Annotated in this window: 23 protein-coding genes; 15 read left to right on the top strand and 8 right to left on the bottom strand. The window is 38.8% G+C overall.

What is annotated here, in order from left to right; all coding sequences use genetic code 11:
* Window positions 1-268: transposase (locus AAOP42_RS04865; RefSeq protein ID WP_502947633.1), on the top strand; the 268-nt coding region annotated here is incomplete at its 5' end.
* Window positions 269-694: 426 nt separating this feature from the next.
* On the opposite strand, the gene AAOP42_RS04860 is transcribed toward AAOP42_RS04865, so the two are convergent.
* From AAOP42_RS04860 to AAOP42_RS04835, 6 genes are all read right to left on the bottom strand, one after another.
* On the bottom strand, window positions 695-1,444 hold the full coding sequence (locus AAOP42_RS04860; RefSeq protein WP_349527338.1) for an SGNH/GDSL hydrolase family protein: 750 nt from the start codon (window positions 1,442-1,444) through the stop codon (window positions 695-697).
* Window positions 1,445-1,623: 179 nt separating this feature from the next.
* Window positions 1,624-2,799: a dipeptidase gene (locus AAOP42_RS04855; RefSeq protein ID WP_349527337.1), complete on the bottom strand. Its 1,176-nt coding sequence runs from the start codon at window positions 2,797-2,799 to the stop codon at window positions 1,624-1,626.
* A gap of 32 nt (window positions 2,800-2,831) precedes the next feature.
* Window positions 2,832-3,722, bottom strand: coding sequence for a sugar phosphate isomerase/epimerase family protein (locus tag AAOP42_RS04850; RefSeq protein WP_349527336.1), 891 nt, complete (start codon window positions 3,720-3,722; stop codon window positions 2,832-2,834).
* Between the two features lie 12 nt (window positions 3,723-3,734).
* Window positions 3,735-4,535 carry an SDR family NAD(P)-dependent oxidoreductase gene (locus AAOP42_RS04845; protein WP_349527335.1) on the bottom strand — a complete coding sequence of 267 codons (801 nt, stop codon included), beginning with the start codon at window positions 4,533-4,535 and terminating at the stop codon, window positions 3,735-3,737.
* Window positions 4,536-4,538: 3 nt separating this feature from the next.
* Window positions 4,539-5,576 (bottom strand): zinc-binding dehydrogenase, encoded by a 1,038-nt coding sequence (locus AAOP42_RS04840; protein WP_349527334.1) that lies wholly within the window; start codon window positions 5,574-5,576, stop codon window positions 4,539-4,541.
* Between the two features lie 39 nt (window positions 5,577-5,615).
* Window positions 5,616-6,311: an orotidine 5'-phosphate decarboxylase / HUMPS family protein gene (locus AAOP42_RS04835; protein ID WP_349527333.1), complete on the bottom strand. Its 696-nt coding sequence runs from the start codon at window positions 6,309-6,311 to the stop codon at window positions 5,616-5,618.
* A gap of 399 nt (window positions 6,312-6,710) precedes the next feature.
* Between AAOP42_RS04835 and AAOP42_RS04830 the strand changes: the two genes are divergently transcribed.
* Complete coding sequence (locus tag AAOP42_RS04830; protein WP_349527332.1) at window positions 6,711-7,955, top strand: DEAD/DEAH box helicase; 1,245 nt, start codon at window positions 6,711-6,713, stop codon at window positions 7,953-7,955.
* A 45-nt stretch (window positions 7,956-8,000) separates the two neighbouring features.
* On the opposite strand, the gene AAOP42_RS04825 is transcribed toward AAOP42_RS04830, so the two are convergent.
* Window positions 8,001-8,456 (bottom strand): GNAT family N-acetyltransferase, encoded by a 456-nt coding sequence (locus tag AAOP42_RS04825; RefSeq protein WP_349527331.1) that lies wholly within the window; start codon window positions 8,454-8,456, stop codon window positions 8,001-8,003.
* Window positions 8,457-8,544: 88 nt separating this feature from the next.
* Here AAOP42_RS04825 and AAOP42_RS04820 point away from each other — a divergent pair, with 88 nt between their 5' ends.
* The 3 genes from AAOP42_RS04820 (at window position 8,545) to AAOP42_RS04810 (ending at window position 12,084) form a co-directional block, all read left to right on the top strand.
* Complete coding sequence (locus tag AAOP42_RS04820) at window positions 8,545-10,824, top strand: ATP-dependent helicase (protein ID WP_349527330.1); 2,280 nt, start codon at window positions 8,545-8,547, stop codon at window positions 10,822-10,824.
* A 55-nt stretch (window positions 10,825-10,879) separates the two neighbouring features.
* Complete coding sequence (locus tag AAOP42_RS04815; RefSeq protein WP_349527329.1) at window positions 10,880-11,461, top strand: uracil-DNA glycosylase family protein; 582 nt, start codon at window positions 10,880-10,882, stop codon at window positions 11,459-11,461.
* 68 nt (window positions 11,462-11,529) lie between these two features.
* Window positions 11,530-12,084, top strand: coding sequence for a DUF2911 domain-containing protein (locus tag AAOP42_RS04810; RefSeq protein ID WP_349527328.1), 555 nt, complete (start codon window positions 11,530-11,532; stop codon window positions 12,082-12,084).
* A 42-nt stretch (window positions 12,085-12,126) separates the two neighbouring features.
* Here the strand turns inward: AAOP42_RS04810 and AAOP42_RS04805 are convergent, their stop codons facing one another.
* Window positions 12,127-12,558 (bottom strand): DUF5655 domain-containing protein, encoded by a 432-nt coding sequence (locus tag AAOP42_RS04805; protein ID WP_349527327.1) that lies wholly within the window; start codon window positions 12,556-12,558, stop codon window positions 12,127-12,129.
* A gap of 109 nt (window positions 12,559-12,667) precedes the next feature.
* On the opposite strand from AAOP42_RS04805, the gene AAOP42_RS04800 reads away from it, so the two are divergent.
* The 10 genes from AAOP42_RS04800 to AAOP42_RS04755 all read left to right on the top strand — a co-directional run bounded on the left by AAOP42_RS04800 (window position 12,668) and on the right by AAOP42_RS04755 (window position 22,066).
* Window positions 12,668-13,102 carry an energy transducer TonB gene (locus AAOP42_RS04800; RefSeq protein ID WP_349527326.1) on the top strand — a complete coding sequence of 145 codons (435 nt, stop codon included), beginning with the start codon at window positions 12,668-12,670 and terminating at the stop codon, window positions 13,100-13,102.
* An 84-nt stretch (window positions 13,103-13,186) separates the two neighbouring features.
* A complete protein-coding gene (locus AAOP42_RS04795) occupies window positions 13,187-13,636 on the top strand; it encodes a MarR family winged helix-turn-helix transcriptional regulator (protein WP_349527325.1) in 450 nt (149 codons plus the stop codon).
* 26 nt (window positions 13,637-13,662) lie between these two features.
* Window positions 13,663-14,223 (top strand): NADPH-dependent FMN reductase, encoded by a 561-nt coding sequence (locus AAOP42_RS04790; protein WP_349527324.1) that lies wholly within the window; start codon window positions 13,663-13,665, stop codon window positions 14,221-14,223.
* A gap of 25 nt (window positions 14,224-14,248) precedes the next feature.
* A complete protein-coding gene (locus AAOP42_RS04785) occupies window positions 14,249-14,620 on the top strand; it encodes a hypothetical protein (protein WP_349527323.1) in 372 nt (123 codons plus the stop codon).
* Window positions 14,621-14,780: 160 nt separating this feature from the next.
* The gene (locus tag AAOP42_RS04780; RefSeq protein WP_349527322.1) at window positions 14,781-15,995 is read left to right on the top strand and encodes a TCR/Tet family MFS transporter; all 1,215 of its coding nucleotides are present in this window, start codon (window positions 14,781-14,783) and stop codon (window positions 15,993-15,995) included.
* Between the two features lie 78 nt (window positions 15,996-16,073).
* Window positions 16,074-17,321 (top strand): PAS domain-containing sensor histidine kinase, encoded by a 1,248-nt coding sequence (locus AAOP42_RS04775; RefSeq protein ID WP_349527321.1) that lies wholly within the window; start codon window positions 16,074-16,076, stop codon window positions 17,319-17,321.
* Window positions 17,314-18,372 carry a response regulator gene (locus AAOP42_RS04770; RefSeq protein WP_349527320.1) on the top strand — a complete coding sequence of 353 codons (1,059 nt, stop codon included), beginning with the start codon at window positions 17,314-17,316 and terminating at the stop codon, window positions 18,370-18,372. The genes AAOP42_RS04775 and AAOP42_RS04770 overlap by 8 nt, the downstream gene beginning before the upstream one ends.
* 131 nt (window positions 18,373-18,503) lie before the next feature.
* On the top strand, window positions 18,504-20,294 hold the full coding sequence (locus AAOP42_RS04765) for an ABC transporter ATP-binding protein (protein ID WP_349527319.1): 1,791 nt from the start codon (window positions 18,504-18,506) through the stop codon (window positions 20,292-20,294).
* 222 nt (window positions 20,295-20,516) lie between these two features.
* Entirely contained in the window at window positions 20,517-21,485 is a 969-nt protein-coding gene (locus tag AAOP42_RS04760) for a TerC family protein (protein WP_349527318.1), read from the top strand.
* Between the two features lie 98 nt (window positions 21,486-21,583).
* Complete coding sequence (locus AAOP42_RS04755) at window positions 21,584-22,066, top strand: hypothetical protein (protein WP_349527317.1); 483 nt, start codon at window positions 21,584-21,586, stop codon at window positions 22,064-22,066.
* The last annotated feature ends 64 nt before the right edge of the window (window positions 22,067-22,130 follow it).

The following is a 22,130-nucleotide window of genomic DNA, read 5'->3' as shown; positions in this document are numbered from 1 at the left end:
TCCACAAGAAAGCAGAAAAGAATGGTTGCTTTGGATGATGAAAAGAGCTGGTAATAAGGCTTCTAACAATAAGGGCTTCCAATTTTGGCAACAGCACAATCACCCGATAGAATTGTCAACTAATTCTATCGTACAACAACGGTTGGAATACATTCATAACAATCCCGTAGAAGCAAGATTTGTGGAAAAACCATCAGACTGGCTGTATAGTAGTGCCAGAGATTATGAAGGAGAAAAGGGGTTGATTGACATTTATTTTTTAGATTAGAGGGGTCTCAGCGAGACGCTAAGACCAGTAGGGGAGCAATTAGACAAGGTTTTGCATCAGGAATAGGTTCACGACCAATGAGTAGGCGACCGTTTGCAGGTTCTCAGCGAGACGCTAAGACCAGTAGGGGAATCTTGTTCCGGATTGCATTTCAAGAGATATTTACTTTGTCAGAGATGACAAGGAGACTTTGGAGCAGTTTTCCTGTTCTTATATTTTATCGTATAGAGCTGTTCTACTGCGCTAAGTCAAATTAAAGTACAAGTGAGATGCTTGCGCTAGGGGAGAGAGACCTGCCAGGTTTCATTCCAAAGCTGACAAGAAAACTACCGTTAATTACTGGATTTTCCGGATAAACCTGGCAGGTCTGTGTTATGGAGTTTCCTGCCCGGAAATGGCGAAAACCGAAGAGTTCAGGCCTGGTTTTTATTTATTCAAAACCTCGACGACTACAGGTAATATATCATTTACCCATGCTGCATATTGGCTTCCGCTTGGGTGTAAGCCATCTGGTGCCAATGCATCTTTTGAATCTCCCAATGCCCTGGAAACTTCCGTGATATTTATAAAAGGAATCTTTCGATAGTCACATTGATCAGCCATGTAGTCATTGTACATGTCAATTTCCTGTCCTATCCTGCTGCTATTTGCACCTCCAAATGAAGTGACTCCATAATCTGGTATGGAAACAACAAATACTCTCTTGGTGTCACCAGCTATGCCTATACTTTTATCCAACAATAAATCAAATTCTGTTTTAAACGTTGCAAAAGACCGGCCTTGATATTGATTATTTACGCCTATTAGCAACGACACCAGATTGTAATCTCCTGTTTCAGTATTGTCCAGAGCATACAGCAAGTTGCTTGTAGTCCATCCGGTTTGTGCAATGATATCTATTGTTTCAACCTTGTAATTACGTTCTTTGAGTGCTGTACCCAATTGATTTGGCCATCTTAACTTTGCATTCACACCTTGTCCGATAGTATATGAATCTCCCAATGCTAAATAATTGATAATTTCATCGGTAGCCAGATCATCCGTAGTTGGATCATCCATGGTTTGAGTATTTGCTGAGTCTTTTGATACTTCTTCCTGATTTGCACAAGAAATAATCAAAATGATCACCAGTAATGGAGTGATGCTTTTAGCAATTTTAGAGATGTCACAATTCATACTTTACGCTTGTTTATCCTGATTCAATTTCCTTGTATATGATAGAAACGTAATTTTTTACCTTTTATGGGATTGAACCAGAAAAGTATAACCTACCTAAGATACGTAAAAGAGGGCACTATAAGGCTAAAATACTTTAGGGTTGTGTTTCTTTTTCTTAGAATTGGTGGAAGGGTCTTTTACTCGGGAAGGTTTTTCAGCATAAATTGTTTTACGTTTTCTCCCATAATGGCTCTGATTTCGTCTTCTTTAAATCCCTGATTTAAAAGCTCCTCAACCAGCAATGGCAATCCGGTAACATCAAAAGGAGCTGTCATACTTCCATCATAATCCGATCCTAAAGCAATACATTTTACACCCGCTATTGATTTGATATATTTCATAGTATCGACAATCCCTTTAGTCAGTGGCGTATCTACCGCCCCTTTGAAAAAAGCTACGCCAATTAACCCTCCATTGGCGGCAATCTGGCGTACATGTTCATCAGATAGGTTTCGCGGGTTATCCATTGTGCCTCGGACTCCAGTATGAGAAACCAGAACAGGCCGTCTGGTCTGTGCCAAAATATCATCAATCATGGCTGGAGAAGTATGCGACAAATCAATGATCATGTCCAGTTCGTCCATACGCTGTATCACCTTATGGCCAAAATCGGAAAGGCCTTCTTTGGAAATACCATGAGCAGAACCTCCGAGTTCATTGTCAAAGAAATGAGTAGGGCCTACCATGCGGACTCCTTCCTGATATAGTTTTTCAAGATTTTCTATCTTGCCTTCCAGACAATGGCCTCCTTCCAAACCCAAAAAACCTCCTACTACATGTTTGTTTTCTTTTCTCAGTGTTATGAGTCTGTTTAGATCATTTGCATTTTTAACTACAATAAATTCATCATTGTAATCAGCAGCCATTTTATGAAGTTTTTGACTTTGGTAAACGGCTCTTTCAAACAAACTGAACCAATTTGATATTGGTCTTGCCTGTAAAAAATTCATCAAGGTCATCATGTCAAATGATTCTCCCGTGTTTTTTGAGAAATTTTGTCCTTTTGGAACTTTGGTAACAATGGTGAATGCCTGTAAAGCCAGATTGGCGTCCTGCATTCTCGGAAAATCCATATGGCCTATGGAGTTTTTTATTGTCAGGTCACGGCTCCAGAGCAAGGCATCACAATGCAAATCGGCAATAAAGTCCAAAGAATTATATAGTGCCAGGGCTTTGTCAGAGACTTTGTAGGGTGGAAGTAGTTTTGTCTTATTTTGTTCCCGATCCAACTTTACCGGAAAGATGAATACAGTAGCTACATAAATCCCTGTAAGAATCAGAACAACAATGAAAAGCCATTTAGTTTTTTTCATTTTATGCTTTTTTACAATAAGGCAAGTAAACCTTATTGAGCAGGCCAGTGCTCGGCAATTTTTTTGTTTAGGAATGCAACACTTCTTTCCAGTTGATCCATGCCATCCACGCCATCTTCAATACTGATCCAGTTGTCAAAACCTACTCTTTTCAGTTCGGTGAAAATGGCATCATAGTCATTGAGTCCCTGACCAATTTCTCCATGGCTCAGTCGCTTGGCATACCCTACAGCACCAAGTTCTTCATTGCGTAAATCTTCGATGGTACCTTCTTTGAGGTAGCGGTCGCTTGCATGCATGGTGACCACACGATCAGACACCCGATATAGTAGCTCTAACGGGTCTTCACCTGCCAGAAAAGTATTGCTGGGATCGTAGTTTACTCCAAAGTGCGGGTGGTGCAGACTATCCAGCAGCTTACAGAAAACGTCCATTTTTTGTGCGAATTCAGGAAACTCCCAGAAGTCGTCTTTGTAGTGGTTTTCTATAATGAGCGTGATATTTCTTTCTTCCGCATAAGGCAAACAGGCGTTGATGCTTTCTGCAGCATACTTGACTCCTTCGTCCAGCGTAAGTTCAGGCCGCCTCTGACCGGACAACACACGGCAGTAAGTTCCACCCAATGCGTATGTCATATCTATCCAGTTTTTTTGTTTTTCTATTTCCTTTTGCCGGAAAGCCAAATCCGGATGGGTAAAGTCTGGTGAACAACACATCATGGGTATTTCTTTCCCATGGTCTTCTACCATTTGTCTAAATACAGACCAGTTTTTTTTATCTTTCATTTCCAGAAACCCGGCATACCATTCCAGTCCCTGTACATCAAGTTTCACGGCAAGTTCGATCCATTCGGCTACCCGCATGGTTCCGTCGTTGCACAGGGCATTCATAAAGGCTTTTGGGAATACAGCTAATTTTGGCATAGTAGTTTTATCTTATTTTTTTACGTTTATTGTTGTAGTATTTTTTGGGGCATTGCGCCCGATTAATGGATGTTGCTCTAAGTCAACGACTTGCCCACTTACTGGTCCGCTTTCATCCGAGAGCCAGTAGGTCGCAGCAGCAGCCATTTCTTCAGGCCACAAAATCCGTCCGGCGGGAGCGTAGGTGTCAGGAATATCTTCGTACCAGTTTTCCTTTAATCCATGTTCTTTTTTTCTCTTGATTTCTGTCTCTGTAAGCACCCATCCAGGATTGATCTGATTGACCCGAACGCCATTTTCTCTATGGAGCACATCACCCAGATTTCTTGTCATGGTCATCAAAGCTCCCTTCGACATACTGTAACCTAATAGATTGGGCTCACCGCTCCAAGCGTTAATCGATCCGATATTCAGCACACAGCCACGGGTTTTAGTCAGATGGGGTAATGCTGCTTTCGTTAGAAGAAAAGGTGCTATGGTATTGATTTCTATAATATTTTGAAGAAATGGCTTGTCTGTCGTGTGGATGTCGGAAGAAGCCACCTTAGCGGCATTATTTACAATGGCATCCAGTTTTCCGAAGGTTTTTACCGCAAGATCAACCAAACGATCTGGCGTACCTTCATTACTTATTTCTTCGATATGAAGCACTGCATTGTCAGTTCCTAATTCATCCAGTATAGATTGCCCCCAGTCTTTTTCCAGTCCGTGGACTACCACTCTGGCACCTTCAGCTACACAGCGTTTGGCTATGGCTTTTCCTATCCCGGTAGTACTACCGGTAACAATGATTATCTTGCCTGCTAACCGCATAGGTCATACTGGTTTAAGTACACTTTTCACCACCTGGCCGCTATGCATTTTTTCAAATGCTTCTTCCCAAGAGGTAATAGGCCAAACTCCACCGATAATTGGAGTCACGTCGAGGGTATCACTTGCCAAAAGACCAATCACTTTTTCCCAAATTGGCCAATTGTGGCTAAAGCTTCCCTGAAGCCTCACATTTTTTTGTACCAATGGATCGAGGGAAAAACCAAGAGGTTGAGGCCCCCAGCCCACTTTGGTAATTTGCCCATTGGGGCGTACCAAATCCATTGCAACTTTAAGCGTGGCACTGGCACCAGCGGCATCAATAATACAATCTGCGCCGAGTCCGTCTCTTTCTCTGGCCCATTCAGACGCATCTCCTATTATGCCGTCACAACCATATTGCTTTGCTATTTCTATCCTGTTTCTGTCGCTTTCTAATCCTACTACTGCCACTTCTGCACCGCATAGTCGTGCCATTGCTGCACAAAGGATTCCTATCGTTCCCGGACCAATTACGATCACCCGGTCTCCCGGCTTGATGTTGGAGTTAACTACCACAGAATTATAGGCAACACAACAAGGCTCAGTCAAACATGCTTTTTCAAATGAAAGGTGAGCAGGTACTGTATGTAAGCACCTGGCTGGTACTTTCACAAAGCGGGTCATAGCACCATTAACACCATAACCAAAACCTTTCCTGTCGGGATCCAGGTTGTAGAGCCCTGTTCGAGACATGGCACTGTTGGGATTGATGACTGCTGCTGTTTCGCTTACCACTTTGTCTCCTTCTTTCCAACCTGTTACACGACTGCCAAGCTCGACTATGTGTCCACCAAATTCATGGCCAAGCACGATAGGATAGTTTACTGGCCAGCTATGATTGGAAGTCCATTGGTGGAGGTCACTGCCGCATACGCCCACATTTACTACTTCTAATAGTACATCTTCTTCACCGATATCCGGCTTGGATATTTCTCTGATCTCTACAGATCCTTTTTCCTCTGCAAAATTGACCACTGCTGGAATTTTTTCTATTGTTGCCATTCCTGATTTTGTATAGTTAAGTACAGTAAATTATTATTTTTAGTTGACATCTCCGTGAGCATGTATGGCATCACAGATTAGTTTAAGTGATTCTTCAAGGTTACCGGATGCCGTTTTAAATGCATCGGCATCAATAGTAAGTGGCGCACCCAATACAACCAATGGTGCACCATATTTGGGGCATTCTATGGCTTGCTCCAGTGAAAGTCCTCCAACTGCCTGCACAGGAATATTTACTGCCTTTACCACTTCACGAAGTTGATCGAGTGGGCTAGGCATGCGTTTTCCCTGAGCGGCAATACCTCTTCTTTCATCATAACCTATATGGTGAATTACATAATCGCAACCTAAGTCTTCCAACCATTTTGCTGCGGCTACCATATCCGGTGCACCGAGATTGTCGCCCATTACTTTTACACCATGGTCTTTTCCTGCCTGAACCACACATTTTATAGTCTCTTCATGTGCTCTGGCCATAACTACCACGTGAGTAGCTCCGGCTTTAGCCATCATTTCTGCTTCAAGGTAGCCCCCGTCCATAGTTTTCAGGTCTGCTACAATAGGGGTATTTGGAAATGCCTCACGCAACTTTCTTACTCCATGCAAGCCCTCTGCCAGAATCAAAGGCGTACCTGCTTCCAGCCAGTCCACCCCGGCCCGCATGGCCATTGTGGCAGTTTCGAGTGCTTCGTCAATATCGGTTAAGTCCAGAGAAATTTGTACAATTGGTTTCATTTTTTTGAAATAATTAATAAGGTTATGTTCAATATATATTGAACCTGAGTAGTTGAAATAATAGTTAGAAAAGTACTTAAATTTTGCTGCATAGCAAAAACAGTATATCAATATTCACAAATACCATATCAATATTCACAAATACTATAGGTTTTGTCTCATTAGATTTTAGAAGTGATTGACAAGGTGGATTTTGAGGAAAATATTATTCTTTAATGCCAATTATTTTTTTTCACGTTGTTGATGAAGAATTAATGTACCTTTGCATTTGTATTTAGAGAGCCATTCAAATTTGCTGGTTTAAATACAAATGTAATTTCAATTGCCACAATGAACCACACAGGCATGTTCATGGGTTTTATGAACATTTTCTAATGCCTGCATTCCATAAAAAAATATATGTCATTTGAATCATTAGGATTATCCGTTTCCGTGTTGCATGCTGTCAACAAAAAAGGATATACAACACCATCACCTATTCAGGAAAAAGTAATACCGTTTATATTAGAAAGAAAAGATGTTTTGGCTTCTGCTCAAACAGGAACTGGTAAAACGGCAGGATTTACATTGCCACTACTTCAGATTTTATCTGAGGGTAAGCAAATGCGAAGAAGACCGTTGCGAGCTCTCATACTGACTCCTACAAGGGAATTGGCTGCACAGGTATTTGCCAATGTAAAGGAATACAGTGAGTTTTTGAACATTGAATCTACTGTGATTTTTGGGGGAGTAAATCAAAATCCTCAGGTCACTGCACTCAGAAACGGGGTGGACGTTTTGGTAGCTACTCCGGGTAGATTGCTGGATCTACTCAATCAAAAGGTATTGTCTTTAAACAGTGTTGAGATACTGGTTTTGGATGAGGCGGATCGTATGCTTGACATGGGGTTTTTGAGAGACATCAAAAAAATCCTCAACCTGATGCCTGCTAAAAGGCAGAATTTATTGTTTTCGGCTACTTTTTCTAAGGAGATCAAGGAATTGGCCAATGGATTTCTTCAAAACCCGGTTACCGTGGAAGCTACTCCGGAGAATACTACTGTAGAAAAAATAATACAGAAGGTGTTTCATGTGGACAAAGGGAGAAAACCAGCCTTGGTCGTAAAGTTGATTTCCGAAGGAGATTGGCAGCAGGTATTGGTTTTTACCAGAACCAAGCATGGAGCTAACAGGCTCAGTGAAAAACTGGAGAAAAGCGGAATTACTTCTGCGGCCATTCATGGCAACAAAAGCCAAAATGCCAGGACTAAAGCTTTGGATGGATTTAAGAAAGGTACTGTAAGGGTATTGGTAGCTACAGATATTGCTGCTCGTGGATTGGATATACCGTTGCTGCCTCATGTTATCAATTTTGAATTGCCAAATGTGGCTGAAGATTATGTTCATAGAATAGGTCGTACCGGAAGAGCCGGAGCGAGTGGTGAAGCTGTTTCATTGGTAAGTCATGATGAAATGGATTTGGTAAGAGGAATCGAAAAACTGTTAAAACAATCTTTGCCTCAAGAGGTTATAGAAGGGTTTGAGCCAGGTAATAATCCACAGCCTGCAAGTGAAAAACCTAAAAGCAACAATCATTTTAGGAAACCAAAATCTCAGGGAGGAAACAGGAATTTCAGGAGAAAGCCTAAAGGAAATAGAGCTTAACAAGGAAGTACGATGCATCAAGAGGTTAAACTCTTGATGCATATTTTAGCTTTCTTTCATCCATTCATACAACTCATAGTGTTCTCCGTTCATGCCCAGATTGGTATATACTTTCTTTGCTTTTTCATTGCCCTTGTGGACATATAACCTAATACCAGTGTAGTTGGGATCACTTTGAACCATTGATTTCACATGGGCATACAATGCTTTGTAAGCTCCATTGCCTCTGTGGCTGGTGTCAACATAAACTGATTGGATCCACAGCGTAGTGCCATTTCTCCAATCGCTCCATTCATAAGTAGTCAATAAACTTCCAATGACATTGTCATTGGTTTCCGCTACAAAGTATTGACCTTTGGAAGGATCGGATAAGACCCGTGTGACACCCTGGATTACCGTTTGCTCATCCAGTTTTAAGTTTTCTGTTTCCATAGCCATGTTCAATTGAAAACTGACAATGAATTTTTTGTCTGACAAATTGGCTTTTCTTATTTTGATCATTGGCTGTTGTACTTGGTGATGTGAAGTAAAATTAGATTTTTAAAGTTGATACTATAAAATTTTATGGTACTAATTGTAACTTGCAAAAATGTCTGAAACAGAGGAATTCCCATATCTTAAAGATTTGAATGAACCCCAGAAAGAGGGTGTACTGAGTGTAGAAGGGCCAAGTATGATCATTGCTGGTGCAGGATCGGGAAAAACCAGGGTGCTTACTACCCGAATAGCTCATTTAATTAAAAAACACAGTGTAGATCCATTTTCGATTCTTTCGCTAACTTTTACCAACAAGGCGGCAAAAGAAATGAGAGGAAGGATTGAGCAAATAGTAGGTGGAGACGCCCGAAATTTGTGGATGGGTACTTTTCACTCCGTTTTTTCCAGAATTTTAAGAGCAGAAGCTCATAAGCTTGGGTTTCCCAGCCACTTCACTATTTATGATTCAGACGATACCAAGTCTTTGCTCCGGGCAATTGTTAAGGAATTTAATCTTGATGACAAAGTGTATAAAGCCAATGTGGTGTATAGTAGGATTTCCGGAGCAAAAAACAGGTTGGTGTCGTGGCAGGAATATACCAGTAATCCTATTTATATGCAGGATGACATAGACAATAGAAAACCTGAAATGGGTAGGATCTACAAAGAATATGTCCAGCGTTGTTTTAAAGCAGATGCTATGGATTTTGACGACCTGCTTTTCTATACCAATGTGTTATTTCGTGACCATATAGATGTATTGAATAAGTATCAACAACGGTTTCAATATGTACTGGTAGATGAGTTTCAGGATACCAATGTGTCCCAATATGTGATCACGAAAAAACTGGCTTCAGTCAGGAGAAATATCTGCGTGGTGGGTGATGATGCTCAGAGTATCTACGCTTTTCGTGGAGCCAATATTCAAAACATTCTCAATTTTGAGAAAGACTACCCGGAACTGAAAGTAATTAAACTAGAGCAGAACTATAGATCTACAAAGAACATTGTCAATGCTGCCAATTCGGTAATAGGCCGGAATAAGTCACAACTTCAAAAAAGTGTGTGGACAGACAACAACACCGGAGAGTTGATTGATGTGATTAGGGCAACTACTGACAATGAAGAAGGAAAATTAGTTGCTTCAGCCATTTTTGAAGATAAGGTCAATAATCAGCTTCATAATTCTGATTTTGCTATTTTGTACAGGACAAACAGCCAATCCAGATCAATGGAAGAAGCCCTACGCAGAAACAATATCAAGTACAGGATAGTTGGTGGGGTTTCTTTTTACCAGAGAAAAGAAATCAAGGATGTATTGTCGTACATCCGATATGCTGTTAATCAAAATGATGAACAGGCGTTTAGAAGAATCATTAATCTTCCTAAAAGAGGAATAGGCGACAGTTCGGTTGACAAACTGATGGTGGCAGCTGCTGAGAATAATATTACCGTTTGGGAAGTGATGCAGCAAGCCAACAAGTACCTTTCTGGGAGAATAGCCAATGCCATAGCTGATTTTGTCACCTTAATTAAGGGATGCATTTTGGCTATCGAAAAAAAGGATGCTTTTGAAGCGGCTTCTCAAATAGCCAAAAACTCAGGGCTACTGAAAGAGCTTTACGATGACAAAACCATCGAGGGCAGAAGCAGATATGAAAACGTGCAGGAATTACTGAATGGTATCAAAGAGTTTGTGGACAATCCGGAAACAGAGGACAAGTCGATGGCTTCATTTCTACAGGAAATTGCTCTGCTTACAGATGCTGATAGTCAGGATAAAAATGATACTGATTTTGTAACCCTTATGACTATTCATATGGCCAAGGGGTTGGAGTTTAAACATGTATATCTGGTAGGAATGGAGGAGGACTTATTTCCTTCTCAAATGATGTTGAGTTCCAGAGATGACCTTGAGGAAGAACGCAGGTTGTTTTATGTGGCTATTACCCGGGCAGAAATTAAGTTGACACTGAGTTATGCATTGACCCGGTATCGTTTTGGTAGTTTGAAAACATGTGAACCCAGTCGGTTTTTAGAGGAAATTGATAAGGATTTTATCAGGGTGAGCCAGAAGTATTCCAATTCTTTTACTCCTCCTGCGTTGACAAGGGAAAGCAACCATACTACCAGGAGCTTTATTTCCAATGTACAGAGCACTGCTTCAAGGCCTTCTCCCAATGCAATCGTACACAAACCCTCTGCAAATTTTGCTCCATCAGATACTTCAGGCCTGGCAGAAGGAATGAAAGTGGAGCATCCGAAATTCGGCTTTGGCACAGTAACCAAAATGGAGGTACAGGGAACCAATCGAAAAGCACATATTTCTTTCGAAAAAGCAGGCGACAAGACATTATTGTTGTCTTTTGCCAAGTTGAGGGTATTGGGGTAATTGGATTTACTATTCAAAGCTTTAAATTTAAGTTTGTGTAATAACCAGAAACTCATTGAATCAGTTAGAAGTTTTTTTGTCTGAAATTCGTGCCTGTGGAATATGTAAAGATGTGTTGCCTCTTGGCCCAAATCCCGTGGTGCAGTTTTCTCAATCATCCAGGATTTTAATAGTCGGACAGGCTCCCGGCACCAAAGTGCATGCATCTGGAGTTCCATGGGACGATGCAAGTGGAAAGAACCTTAGAAATTGGATTGATGTCGATAAGGAAGTTTTTTATGACACCTCAAAAATTGCTATTGTACCAATGGGATTTTGTTATCCCGGGAAAGGGAAATCGGGAGATTTGCCTCCAAGACCTGAATGTGCCGAAGCATGGCACGCCAAGATATTTGATTATTTGCCTAATCTGGAATTGATATTGCTAATTGGCCAATATGCTCAAAACTATTATCTGGAGCAAAAATGCGATACGTTGACAGAGACTGTTAGAAACTGGAAGATGTACACACCTAAATATTTTCCATTGCCACATCCATCACCCCGAAATAATATCTGGATGAAAAAAAATGAGTGGTTTGGTCAGGAGGTACTCCCGTATTTAAAAGAAACTGTAAAAGCCATATTGGCCAAATGAACCATTTAATTTGGTTCATCGTTCAACATGCTGTTAGAATTTATTTTTCACTAAAAAACCAATTCAAAATGAAACATTTCCTTTATTCCTTGTTGCTCGTACTTTCTGTGAGCACAGTAGCTTCGGCTCAGTCCTTTAGAGCACTTGACAAAAGTCCAATGGATGTGGCTTATTTACCCGATAATTTTGCTCACGACAGAGATCCAGGCCAAAAGGCAATTGTTAAAGTGTATTACAGTCAACCACAAAAAAAAGGACGTGAGATTTTTGGAACACTGGTACCTTATGGTAAAGTTTGGAGACTGGGAGCCAATGAGGCAGTTGAGTTAAAGGCTTATCAGGACATTACTGTTGGAGGAAAAAAACTTAAGGCAGGAACATACTCTCTATTTGCAATCCCTGATGAAAAAGAATGGATGATTATTGTAAGCTCTGATTTGGATTATTGGGGTGCTTATAGCTACAATGAAGGCAAAGATGTTTTACGTGTGAAAGTGCCTGTCAAATCGCTTTCGAGTGAAGTAGAAGCATTTTCTATCAGATTTGAAGATAAGGGAAAAGATACAGCTGTAATGAGGATGGGATGGGACAAAACGATGGTTGAAGTGCCTTTGAATTATTGATCTGGCATAGATTCATGAGTAAGCTGTATGGATAGGGTTTGCTCATGATTTAGGCGTTTTTTTGTTTCCATAGTCTAATGCCATTTTCATATATTTTTTTAATTCTTCATTGATATCTTCTTTGGAGAATATTCGAAAATAGTGCTGAAAATATTTGCCTCCCGGGACTTCACCTATGCGGTAAAAACACAAATTGTCTTTGTAAGGTTGATTGAATGTTAAAGCCGCATCTACAAAATTTCTACCCAGTCTGGCTATATATCCGAATCGAATTGTTGCAGCAAAAGCAATTCTGGATTTGGCAGGATGCAGTGCAAATTCTCCGATTTTGTTGTACTCTTCGATGAGATGATGAAAAAGTTCAATGGTAATTGGAGATTTGTTTGTTAAAAAATCTTCAACTGTTTTTTCGGCACATGAGTGCCATTGGTTGGTATGTAAAAACTTCTGATTGCAATTAGGACAAATCCACATGATCTTATGCTGTTTTATAACTTTCTTCCGTAATACTTTTAGCTCATTTTGAACTACAGCCTGAGAAAAGTTGTCTGGGTATTAAATATTTACCAAATTAGTCACGAGTATGCACAAATCTAAGAAGCCAAAGGATTTTCTAAAAGTACCTCAATATCCGGGGGGTAAGGTGGCTATGACAAAATTTATAAATGAGAATTTGAAGTATCCTCAAGACGCTTTGGAAAATAAGATAGAAGGTACAGTAGAAGCTGAGTATTTTGTGGATGGATTGGGAAAAATTAAAAATGTCAATATTCTCAAGGGACTCGGCCATGGTTGTGACGAGGAAGTTGAAAGACTGATTAAATCACTTGTTTTTGATAAAGCCGTCAACAGAGGCCTGAGAACATCCACCAGAAAAACCCTCAAAATCAATTTTAATCTTCCTAAAAAGAAAACCCCATCTCTTCAATACCAGTTGGTAAAGGCAAAACCCAAAAAAGAGGTGCCTGAGAAGAAAAATGCCGGGTACAACATTACTATTTCTTATACAAGAAAATAGTTTTAGACTCTTCCTTTTTCATTTTTCTGATAATTTTTCTAATTTTATGTAACTACAATATTTGTAATTACGTATTTTAAGTCAATGAAATTAGAAGAAGAAATAAAACAAGCAAAATTTCAAGATGAATGGCAAAAGGCATTGCTTAACATCATGTACACTGGAAACTGGCTTACTGATAATTTTATGGTAATATCTAAAAAATATGCCATCAACGATCAGCACTACAACATACTAAGAATATTGAGGGGTAAATATCCTAATTGTATTTGTCCCGGTGAGATCAAAGAAGTTTTAGTAAATAAACGAGGAGACCTGACCAGATTGCTTGATAAGTTGGTAAAAATGGAATTGGTTGATAGAAATATCAACGCTGAAAATCGTAGGATGGTGGATGTGATCATTACCCAAAAAGGGTTAAACCTTTTAGCCGAAATGGATCCTGATGTAAATCAGGTAGAAAATATTAAGGCTCATATTTCAGAAGAGGATGCCAAAGTCTTAAATGACATATTAGATAAAATAAGAGGATAATAGATAACAATCAAATAGAAACAATAATGAATATCGCAATAATAGTAGGATCGGTGCGCAGAGGCAGACAAACACCTAAAGCAGCTAAATATTTACAAAAAGAGTTGTTGAAGAACGAAAAGGTGACACATGTAGAATACCTTGATTTAGCAGAGTACAACTTTCCTATAATGGAAGAACGAAACAGTTATTTGGATGAAAAACCAGACAGACTGGAGGAGTTTTCTCAAAAATTAAGCGAAGCAGATGCACTTGTGATCGTATCTCCCGAATACAATGGAAGTATGCCGGGAGTATTGAAAAACACCCTCGACTATTTCCATCCGGAATTTAGCAAAAAACCTATCGGATTACTGACAGTATCGTCCGGAAATATGGGAGGAATCAACGTTCACCATGATTTACAGAAATTCATTTTGCATATAAGAGCTTACGCTGTGCCAATGAAATATTTACTTACCAAAGTTCAAAGTGCATTTGACGAGGATGGTAAGCTTACAGATGAATATTTTGAGAAATCAACAGGTTTATTCATTCAAGAGCTGACATGGTTGGCTGAAGCTATAAAAAATCAAAAAAGTATATAATCAATTTAATAAATAATCAAATAAAATGGATAAAGTACAATTGGTAGTGAGACTGCTCTTCGGGTTGATGTTGGTGGTCTTTGGTTTAAATTATTTCTTGCAATTTTTGCCTATGGGAGACATGAATCCGGCAGCCGGAGCATTTATGGGAGCATTAATTAGCACTAAATTTTATTTCCCTGTCATCAAGTCTATTGAGATCGTTGCAGGTATAGCATTTCTTACCAATCAGAAGGTAGCTTTTGCAGCAGTGATGGTATTTCCGGTGATGGTAGCAGCATTTTTATTTCATCTTGGACTGGATGTGGCAGGTATTGGTGGAGCTGCTGTTGCTTTGTCATTCAATATTTTTCTTTTGTATGCCAACAGAGCAAAATACCTTCCGATGTGGGGATAAGTCAATATTTAATGTAAAGATTTTGAAAGCCGCTTTTAGCGGCTTTTTTTGTTTCATATTTTTCTGTGATGAATTTCTGAGTCTTTAAGAAAAAAAAACAGCGTTGACTTTTTGGGATTGAAATGAAGAAATAGTCCTAAATTCGCCAAAATTTAATTGCATGTCACAGAAGCCTAAAGCTGCACTCGGCTTTATATTCATTACACTGGTTATTGATGTCATCGGATTTGGGATCATCATCCCGGTGGTTCCTGATTTGATCATGGAACTGATCGATGGTGAGGTGAGTGATGCTTCTGTCTATGGAGGATTCCTTACTTTTTCCTATGCCATCATGCAGTTTATTTGTTCTCCGATTTTAGGTGGGTTGAGTGATAGGTATGGACGCAGGCCTGTTTTGCTAATTTCTCTCTTTGGATTTGCGATTGATTATTTACTGGTGGCCTGGGCTCCAACTATTGCATGGCTCTTTTTGGCACGGATCATTTCAGGAATTTCCGGCGCAAGTATGACCACTGCCTCTGCTTATATAGCAGACATTAGCAAACCGGAAAAGCGTGCACAAAACTTTGGCCTGATTGGAGCAGCTTTTGGTATAGGCTTTATTATAGGGCCGGTCATTGGTGGTTTCTTGGGTGAATATGGTACCAGAGTTCCTTTTCTTGCTGCTGCAGGACTTACATTGCTAAATTGTATATACGGTTATTTTATTTTACCTGAGTCGCTCGACGCTGAGCATAGAAGACCTTTTAGCTGGAAGAGAGCTAATCCTCTGGGGTCGTTGTTTCAACTGAAGAAGTATCCTATCATCATTGGTTTAATAGGCGCATTGTTTTTTGTGCATTTTGCGGCGCATTCCACTCAAAGTATATGGACATTTTATACGAAACTTAAATTTGCCTGGGATCCGAAAATGATTGGTTTATCTCTTGGTTTTGTCGGACTTATGGTTGGTCTTGTACAGGGTGTACTGATCCGAAGAATAATACCCATAATAGGTGAACAAAAAGGGATTTATTATGGATTGAGTTTATACCTTATAGGTTTTATTTTATTTGCATTCGCTACTGATAGCTGGATGATGTTTGTATTTTCAATACCCTACGCTTTTAGTGGGTTGTCCGGTCCGTCGATGCAGTCAATCATGACCAAACAAGTTTCTCCTAATGCTCAGGGAGAGCTTCAGGGAGCGATTACCAGTGTGATTAGCCTGACTGCCGCTATTGCCCCTCCGGTTATGACTGGTTTATTTTATCAATTTACTCAGGAGAATGCTCAGGTGTTTTTTCCGGGAGCCCCATTTCTATTGGGAGCATTGCTTTCTGTAGTTAGTATTAGCTTAGCACACAGATCTCTTACCCGGCATCATTTTTAACTATAAATTAAGGTTATAAAACCTAATTTTCGTTAAATTGGCAACCAGTTTATTTCCTCCTTAAATCCCCTAGTTAAATTGGAAAAACCAGTATTTTCTTTTGAAACCCCCGATCTTTTACATGCCATTTTCAATGATGCCATTGATGGTATCATCGTGATCAATAAAAAAGGGATAGTAAAGTCGATGAACCCTGCAGCTGGCAAGTTGTTTTTATATAAAACGGAAGAAATGATTGGTAAAAACATAAGTAGCCTGATGCCGGATTACTTTGCCAGAATGCATGATACATACATAAACAATTATTTAACTACAGGGGTTAAAAAAATTATAGGGATAGGCAGAGAAGTGGTGGGATTAAAAAAGAATGGTGTTGAATTTCCGTTTTATCTGAGCGTATCGGAGATCAAGGTAAACGGGGAAAGTCATTTTTGCGGAGTAGTTCATGACCTTACAGAAATACAGGAATCAAAGCGCAAAATTGAACACTATGCCAAAGAGCAGGAAAAAGAAATTGAAAAAAGAACAAAGGAATTGGCTGATGCCAACAAAAAATTAGAGAAAATAAATTTCGAATTAAAGAAAGCACAAACGGATACTTTGATTGCTCTCGAAAAAGAGATGCAACTAAATGAACTTAAAACACGGTTTGTTACAACAGCCTCACACGAATTCCGAACACCTTTGAGTACCATTCTTTCTTCTATATCACTTATTTCCCGATACAATATGGGAGAGTCTGGTGAAAAGGCACAAAAGCACATAGTAAGAATCAAGTCTGCCGTAAACAACCTTACACAAATCCTCAACGATTTTTTGAATATAGAAAGGTTGGAGGAAGGAAAAATACCCTTCGAGTTTTCAACTTTTAATTTTAAAGTGCTGGCGAATGAAACCATCAATGCCATGCAAACGGTTTTGAAGCCGGGTCAGGAAGTGGTATTTGATTCTGAAAATTTATTGGTAGAAGAGATTCATCTGGACAAGCAGATTCTTCGAAACCTTCTACTCAACCTTTTGTCCAATGCTTCAAAATATTCAGAGGAAGATAAGTGCATCTATTTTACCATTGAATCTAATGAAGAGAGTCTGGTAATAAAAATCAGAGATGAGGGAATAGGTATTCCTAAGAAGGATCAGGCTAATATTTTCACTCGTTTTTACAGGGCTAAAAATGCCGAAAATATTCAGGGTACCGGATTGGGTTTAAATATTGTAAAGAAATATATTGAGATATTAAATGGAGAAGTTAAATTCACCAGTGTAGAACATAAGGGAACTGAATTCATTATTAAATTACCAATTTCAAACAAAGCTGATGGTTAAAATATTATTGATTGAAGACAACTCTGATATGCGAGAAAACATAGCAGAGATATTAGACCTTTCTGACTATAAGGTAATTACTGCTGAAAATGGAAAAATTGGAGTAGAGTTGGCTAAGAAGGAAGTTCCGGATTTGATTATTTGTGATATTATGATGCCGGAGTTGGATGGTTTTGGAGTACTCAGGGTACTGGCCAAGCTTCCTTATACTGCGTCCATTCCTTTTATTTTCCTTACTGCCAAAACAGAAAAAGAAGATTTTAGAAAAGGAATGACACTTGGTGCAGACGATTATATTACCAAGCCTTTTGATGATATTGAGTTGCTGGATGTGATCGAAACCCGTCTGAGAAAACATAAAATGTTTAAAAAAGATTATACGCCAAATCTTGAAGGTTTAAATGAGTTTATAGATGAAGCTCGTGGTATAAATCAGTTAAATCGACTCTCAGAAGAAAGGTCGCTTAGGAAATTTAAGAAGAAGGAGATTATTTTTTATGAAGGTAATCTGCCACATGGTTTGTATTTCATCAATAGTGGTAAGGTAAAAACCTATAAAACCAACACCGACGGAAAAGAATATATAACCGGCTTGTACAAAGAAGGAGATTTTATAGGCTATATGTCTTTGCTGGAAGAGATGGTGTACAATGAATCAGCTATGGCACTGGAGGAATCAGAAATTTGCACCATACCAAAGCAGGATTTTTTCAACTTGCTCAGCAGCAACCGGGATGTAGCCAACCGATTCATAAAAATGATTTCCAACAACCTAATGGAAATCGAAGAAAGGTTATTGAAACTAGCCTATAATTCGGTGAGAAAAAGAGTGGCCGAATCATTGATTTACCTTAAGAAAAAATTTGAAGAAGAAGGACAGGAAACTTTCGAAATGAGCATTTCCAGAGAAGATTTGGCGAACATTGTTGGGACTTCTCCGGAATCAGTTATCCGTACATTGTCCGACTTTAAGGAAGAAGGTCTGATAGAAATAAAAGCCAGTAAGATTAAGTTGCTTGAAGTGGACAAACTTAAGAATATGAGGAACTAAGAGGGATTTTACTCCCTTCTTTGTTTTTTATCGCTGTTGCCTGTTTTGAAATTCCAACAAATCACATTCCAGTTGGCTATGTCCATGTCTGTAGATACCTTTGCGGCTTATAACTCTATAAATAAAACCTGATGGCAAAAGCAAAATTGGCTGAAGAGGAAAAGCGTAAGTTGAACAAACAAAACCTTCAGAAATTATTTGGGATATTCAGGTTTATGCTTCCCTATAAAACAAAATTTATTGTTGGGTTTATATTCCTTGTCTTTTCAAGTTTTTTACTGTTGGCTTTTCCTTATGTTGCGGGAAAACTCATAGACGTAGCTACGGGTAATAGAACCTGGTACTTAAATGAAATTCATTTAATTGCCCTGTCACTGGTAGCCATTTTGTTTGTCCAAAGCATCCTTTCCTTTTTTAGGGTATATCTGTTTGCTCAGGTAAGTGAAAGAGCCATGTCTGATGTGCGAAAGTCACTGTTCAGTAAAATTCTGTTTTTACCTGTTTCCTTTTTTGATAAAACCCGAACGGGAGAATTGATGAGCAGGATTTCATCGGATGTTACCTTACTCCAAACAACTTTTTCTACCACATTAGCAGAAGTTACCCGACAGCTTGTGACCCTTGTAGTTGGTGTAGCGATTATATTTTTCACCACTCCGTCGTTGAGTTTGTTTATGCTGGGAACCTTTCCTGTACTGATTGTTTTTGCCATGTTTTTTGGTAAAAAGATTAAAAAACTTTCTAAAAACACTCAGGAAGAACTGGCTAAGTCATCTACCATAATAGAAGAAACACTTCAGACAATATCTACCGTAAAGACATTCACTAATGAATTGTTTGAAATAGCCCGATTCAAAAAAAGCCAGGATGTGGTAGTAAGCAAAGCTATTGAAACTGCCAAGTATCGTGGTGGATTGATCTCATTTATCATTTTTGCGCTTTTCGGAGGTATGGTTGGGATTATGTGGTACGGGGCACACCTTTTACAAAATGGAGATTTGTTGTCCGGCGAACTGATGTCTTTCTTTTTTTATACAGCATTCATAGGTGGGTCTATTGCCGGGTTGGGAGATATGTATGGTCAGGTTCAGCGTGCCATTGGAGCGTCGGAAAGAATTTTAGAACTGCATGGCGAAGAACAAGAACAGGATTCGAATAGTATTGGCGATAAAATTTATTTGAATGGAAATCTGTCTTTTGAAGATGTACGATTTTCTTATCCATCCAGGAATGAGATTGAAGTCATAAAAGGTGTTTCTTTTGATTTGAAAAAAGGAGAGAAAATTGCTTTGGTTGGCTCAAGCGGAGCAGGGAAATCAACATTGATACAATTGCTGATGCGAATGTACCCGCTTGATAGCGGGGCTATTAAGGTAGATGGTAAAAACATCAATGAGTATAATCTAAGGGCTTTTAGAAAGAACATTGGTATTGTACCTCAGGAAGTCATACTTTTTGGAGGTTCTATCAAAGAAAATATAGGATATGGAAATACGAATGCCGATCTTGAAGCAATCAAGGAAGCAGCTCAAAAAGCCAATGCCTTAGAGTTTATTGAGTCGTTTCCTGAGGGATTTGATACATTGGTTGGAGAACGAGGAGTCAAGCTTTCCGGAGGCCAGCGTCAGCGTATTGCTATAGCTCGGGCAATCTTAAAGAATCCATCTATATTGGTATTGGATGAAGCCACAAGTTCTTTAGATGCTAAGTCTGAAAAAGCAGTTCAAGATGCTTTGAATGAACTGATGAAAAACAGAACTACCATTATCATTGCCCATAGGCTGGCGACCATCAGAAAAGCAGATCGAATTTATGTGCTAGAAGGAGGAAAAATTGTGGAGTCTGGAAATCATAATGATCTGTCCTCAAAGAGCGATGGGATTTACGAAAACCTCATTAAGTTGCAGTTTAGCGAAAATTAAATCCGGTACTATAGAACAATTATAGCACGAGATGTCTGATGATATTGCTGAAAACTGTGGCAAGTAGGTTATTCTATATGCTACACACTAAAAATTATCCTAAAAACAATTTACATAGTACAATTATTATCGTCTTCAATTTTATAAATTCAATAATTATATCTTTCTTTGTCCATTATTGTTCAATCACTTAAGGGAAAAGTAACCAAATAACTATAACCTATGCTTTTAGCCCTATTTTCCGGGAATAACGAAATGCTTCTTTTTAGTATTTTCGGAGTAATTATTTTATTATTTCTAGTTGTTGATCTTGGTTTGGTTCATAAAAAAGCCAGAAAAATTTCTCAAAAGGATGCTTTAATTCAAACTATATTCTGGGTATTTGTCTCGGTAGTATTTGGAGGGCTGATCTATTTTTTCGGAGGAGGATCAAAAGATGCACTTGAATTTTTCTCTGCTTACGTTACAGAAAAAGCACTTTCTGTAGATAATATTTTTGTGATTTTACTCATTCTTCGATATTTCAATGTTAAAGAAGAATACTACCATGATATTCTATTTTGGGGGATTTTGGGAGCAATTATTTTCAGAGCAATCTTTATCTTTCTTGGAGCACTATTAATAGGTGAGTTTCACTGGATACTTTACATTTTCGGAGCATTCCTGATATATTCAGGCATCAAGATTTTCAAAGATGATGATGAAATGGAGATTGAGCCTGAGAAAAATGCTTTGATAAAATTGGTGCGTAAGGTACTTCCAGTGTCTCAAGAAGCCAGAGGTGGAAAATTTATTTTCTTTGAAAAGGGAAAGTTATGGTTTACGCCCTTATTTATAGTTATTGTGCTCATTGAATCCACTGATTTGATCTTCGCAGTAGATTCTATCCCTGCTGTATTTGCCATTTCTCAAAATGAGTTCGTGATCTATACCTCAAATATTTTTGCTATTATGGGGCTTAGGGCTATGTTTTTTCTTCTTGCTAATGTGTTGGATAAATTCTATTTGCTACAAAAAGGGCTCTCTTTTGTTCTCATATTTATTGGAGGCAAGATGCTTGCTGAACTGATAGATCTACATATTCCAATATTTCTGTCATTTGGATTTATTATTGGAGTTTTGATACTTTCAGTAATTCTATCATTGATTTTTCCTCGTGAACCTGAAAAATTGGAAGAAGTAGAAGTGTAATCAGGGCATCACCCGCTTAAAACAGAAATAAAATTTTATTTATTGCTTACTTTTGGTGCATCAATTCGTATTTATGATTGACATCAAAAAAATTAACTATGTATATTCCATTTGAAGAGATGTCGCCGACTTCCAGAGTTTGGATTTATCAGGCAGATCGACAACTAAGCAATCAGGAGACCAATTTTATAGAAGATTCAGCTAAGCAATTTTTATCGGAATGGTCAGCACATGGAAATCCATTGAAAAGTTCCTTTTCCGTTTTTCACAGTAAATTTCTTGTGATTTCGGTGGATGAAAATTACAATCAGGCAAGTGGTTGTTCAATAGACGCCTCAGTAGGATTGATCCGAAATCTGGAGAACAAACTAAACCTTAACTTTTTTGACAGAACGAAAGTAGCATTTTTGTTAAATGGAGAAATTTTCCAAAGTGCAATGCATGACTTGAAATCCCTTATTTTGGATGGTAAAATCAGTTCAGAAACCATAACCTTCAACAATTTAGTAGAAAATATCGATCAGTTCAGAAATGAGTGGAAAGTGCCTGCAGGGGAAACATGGCTCAAAAGGTATTTCTAAAGAAATAGAAGCGGTCAAATAATTTTAGTGTAGGGGGATTTTGCAAGATTATTGTTAGTTTAAT

This window comes from Reichenbachiella sp. MALMAid0571 (genome assembly GCF_040151475.1).
GTDB lineage: Bacteria > Bacteroidota > Bacteroidia > Cytophagales > Cyclobacteriaceae > CAXBNB01.
Note: the sequence above shows the minus strand (reverse complement) of the source record. Positions and strands in the feature narration are given on the sequence as shown.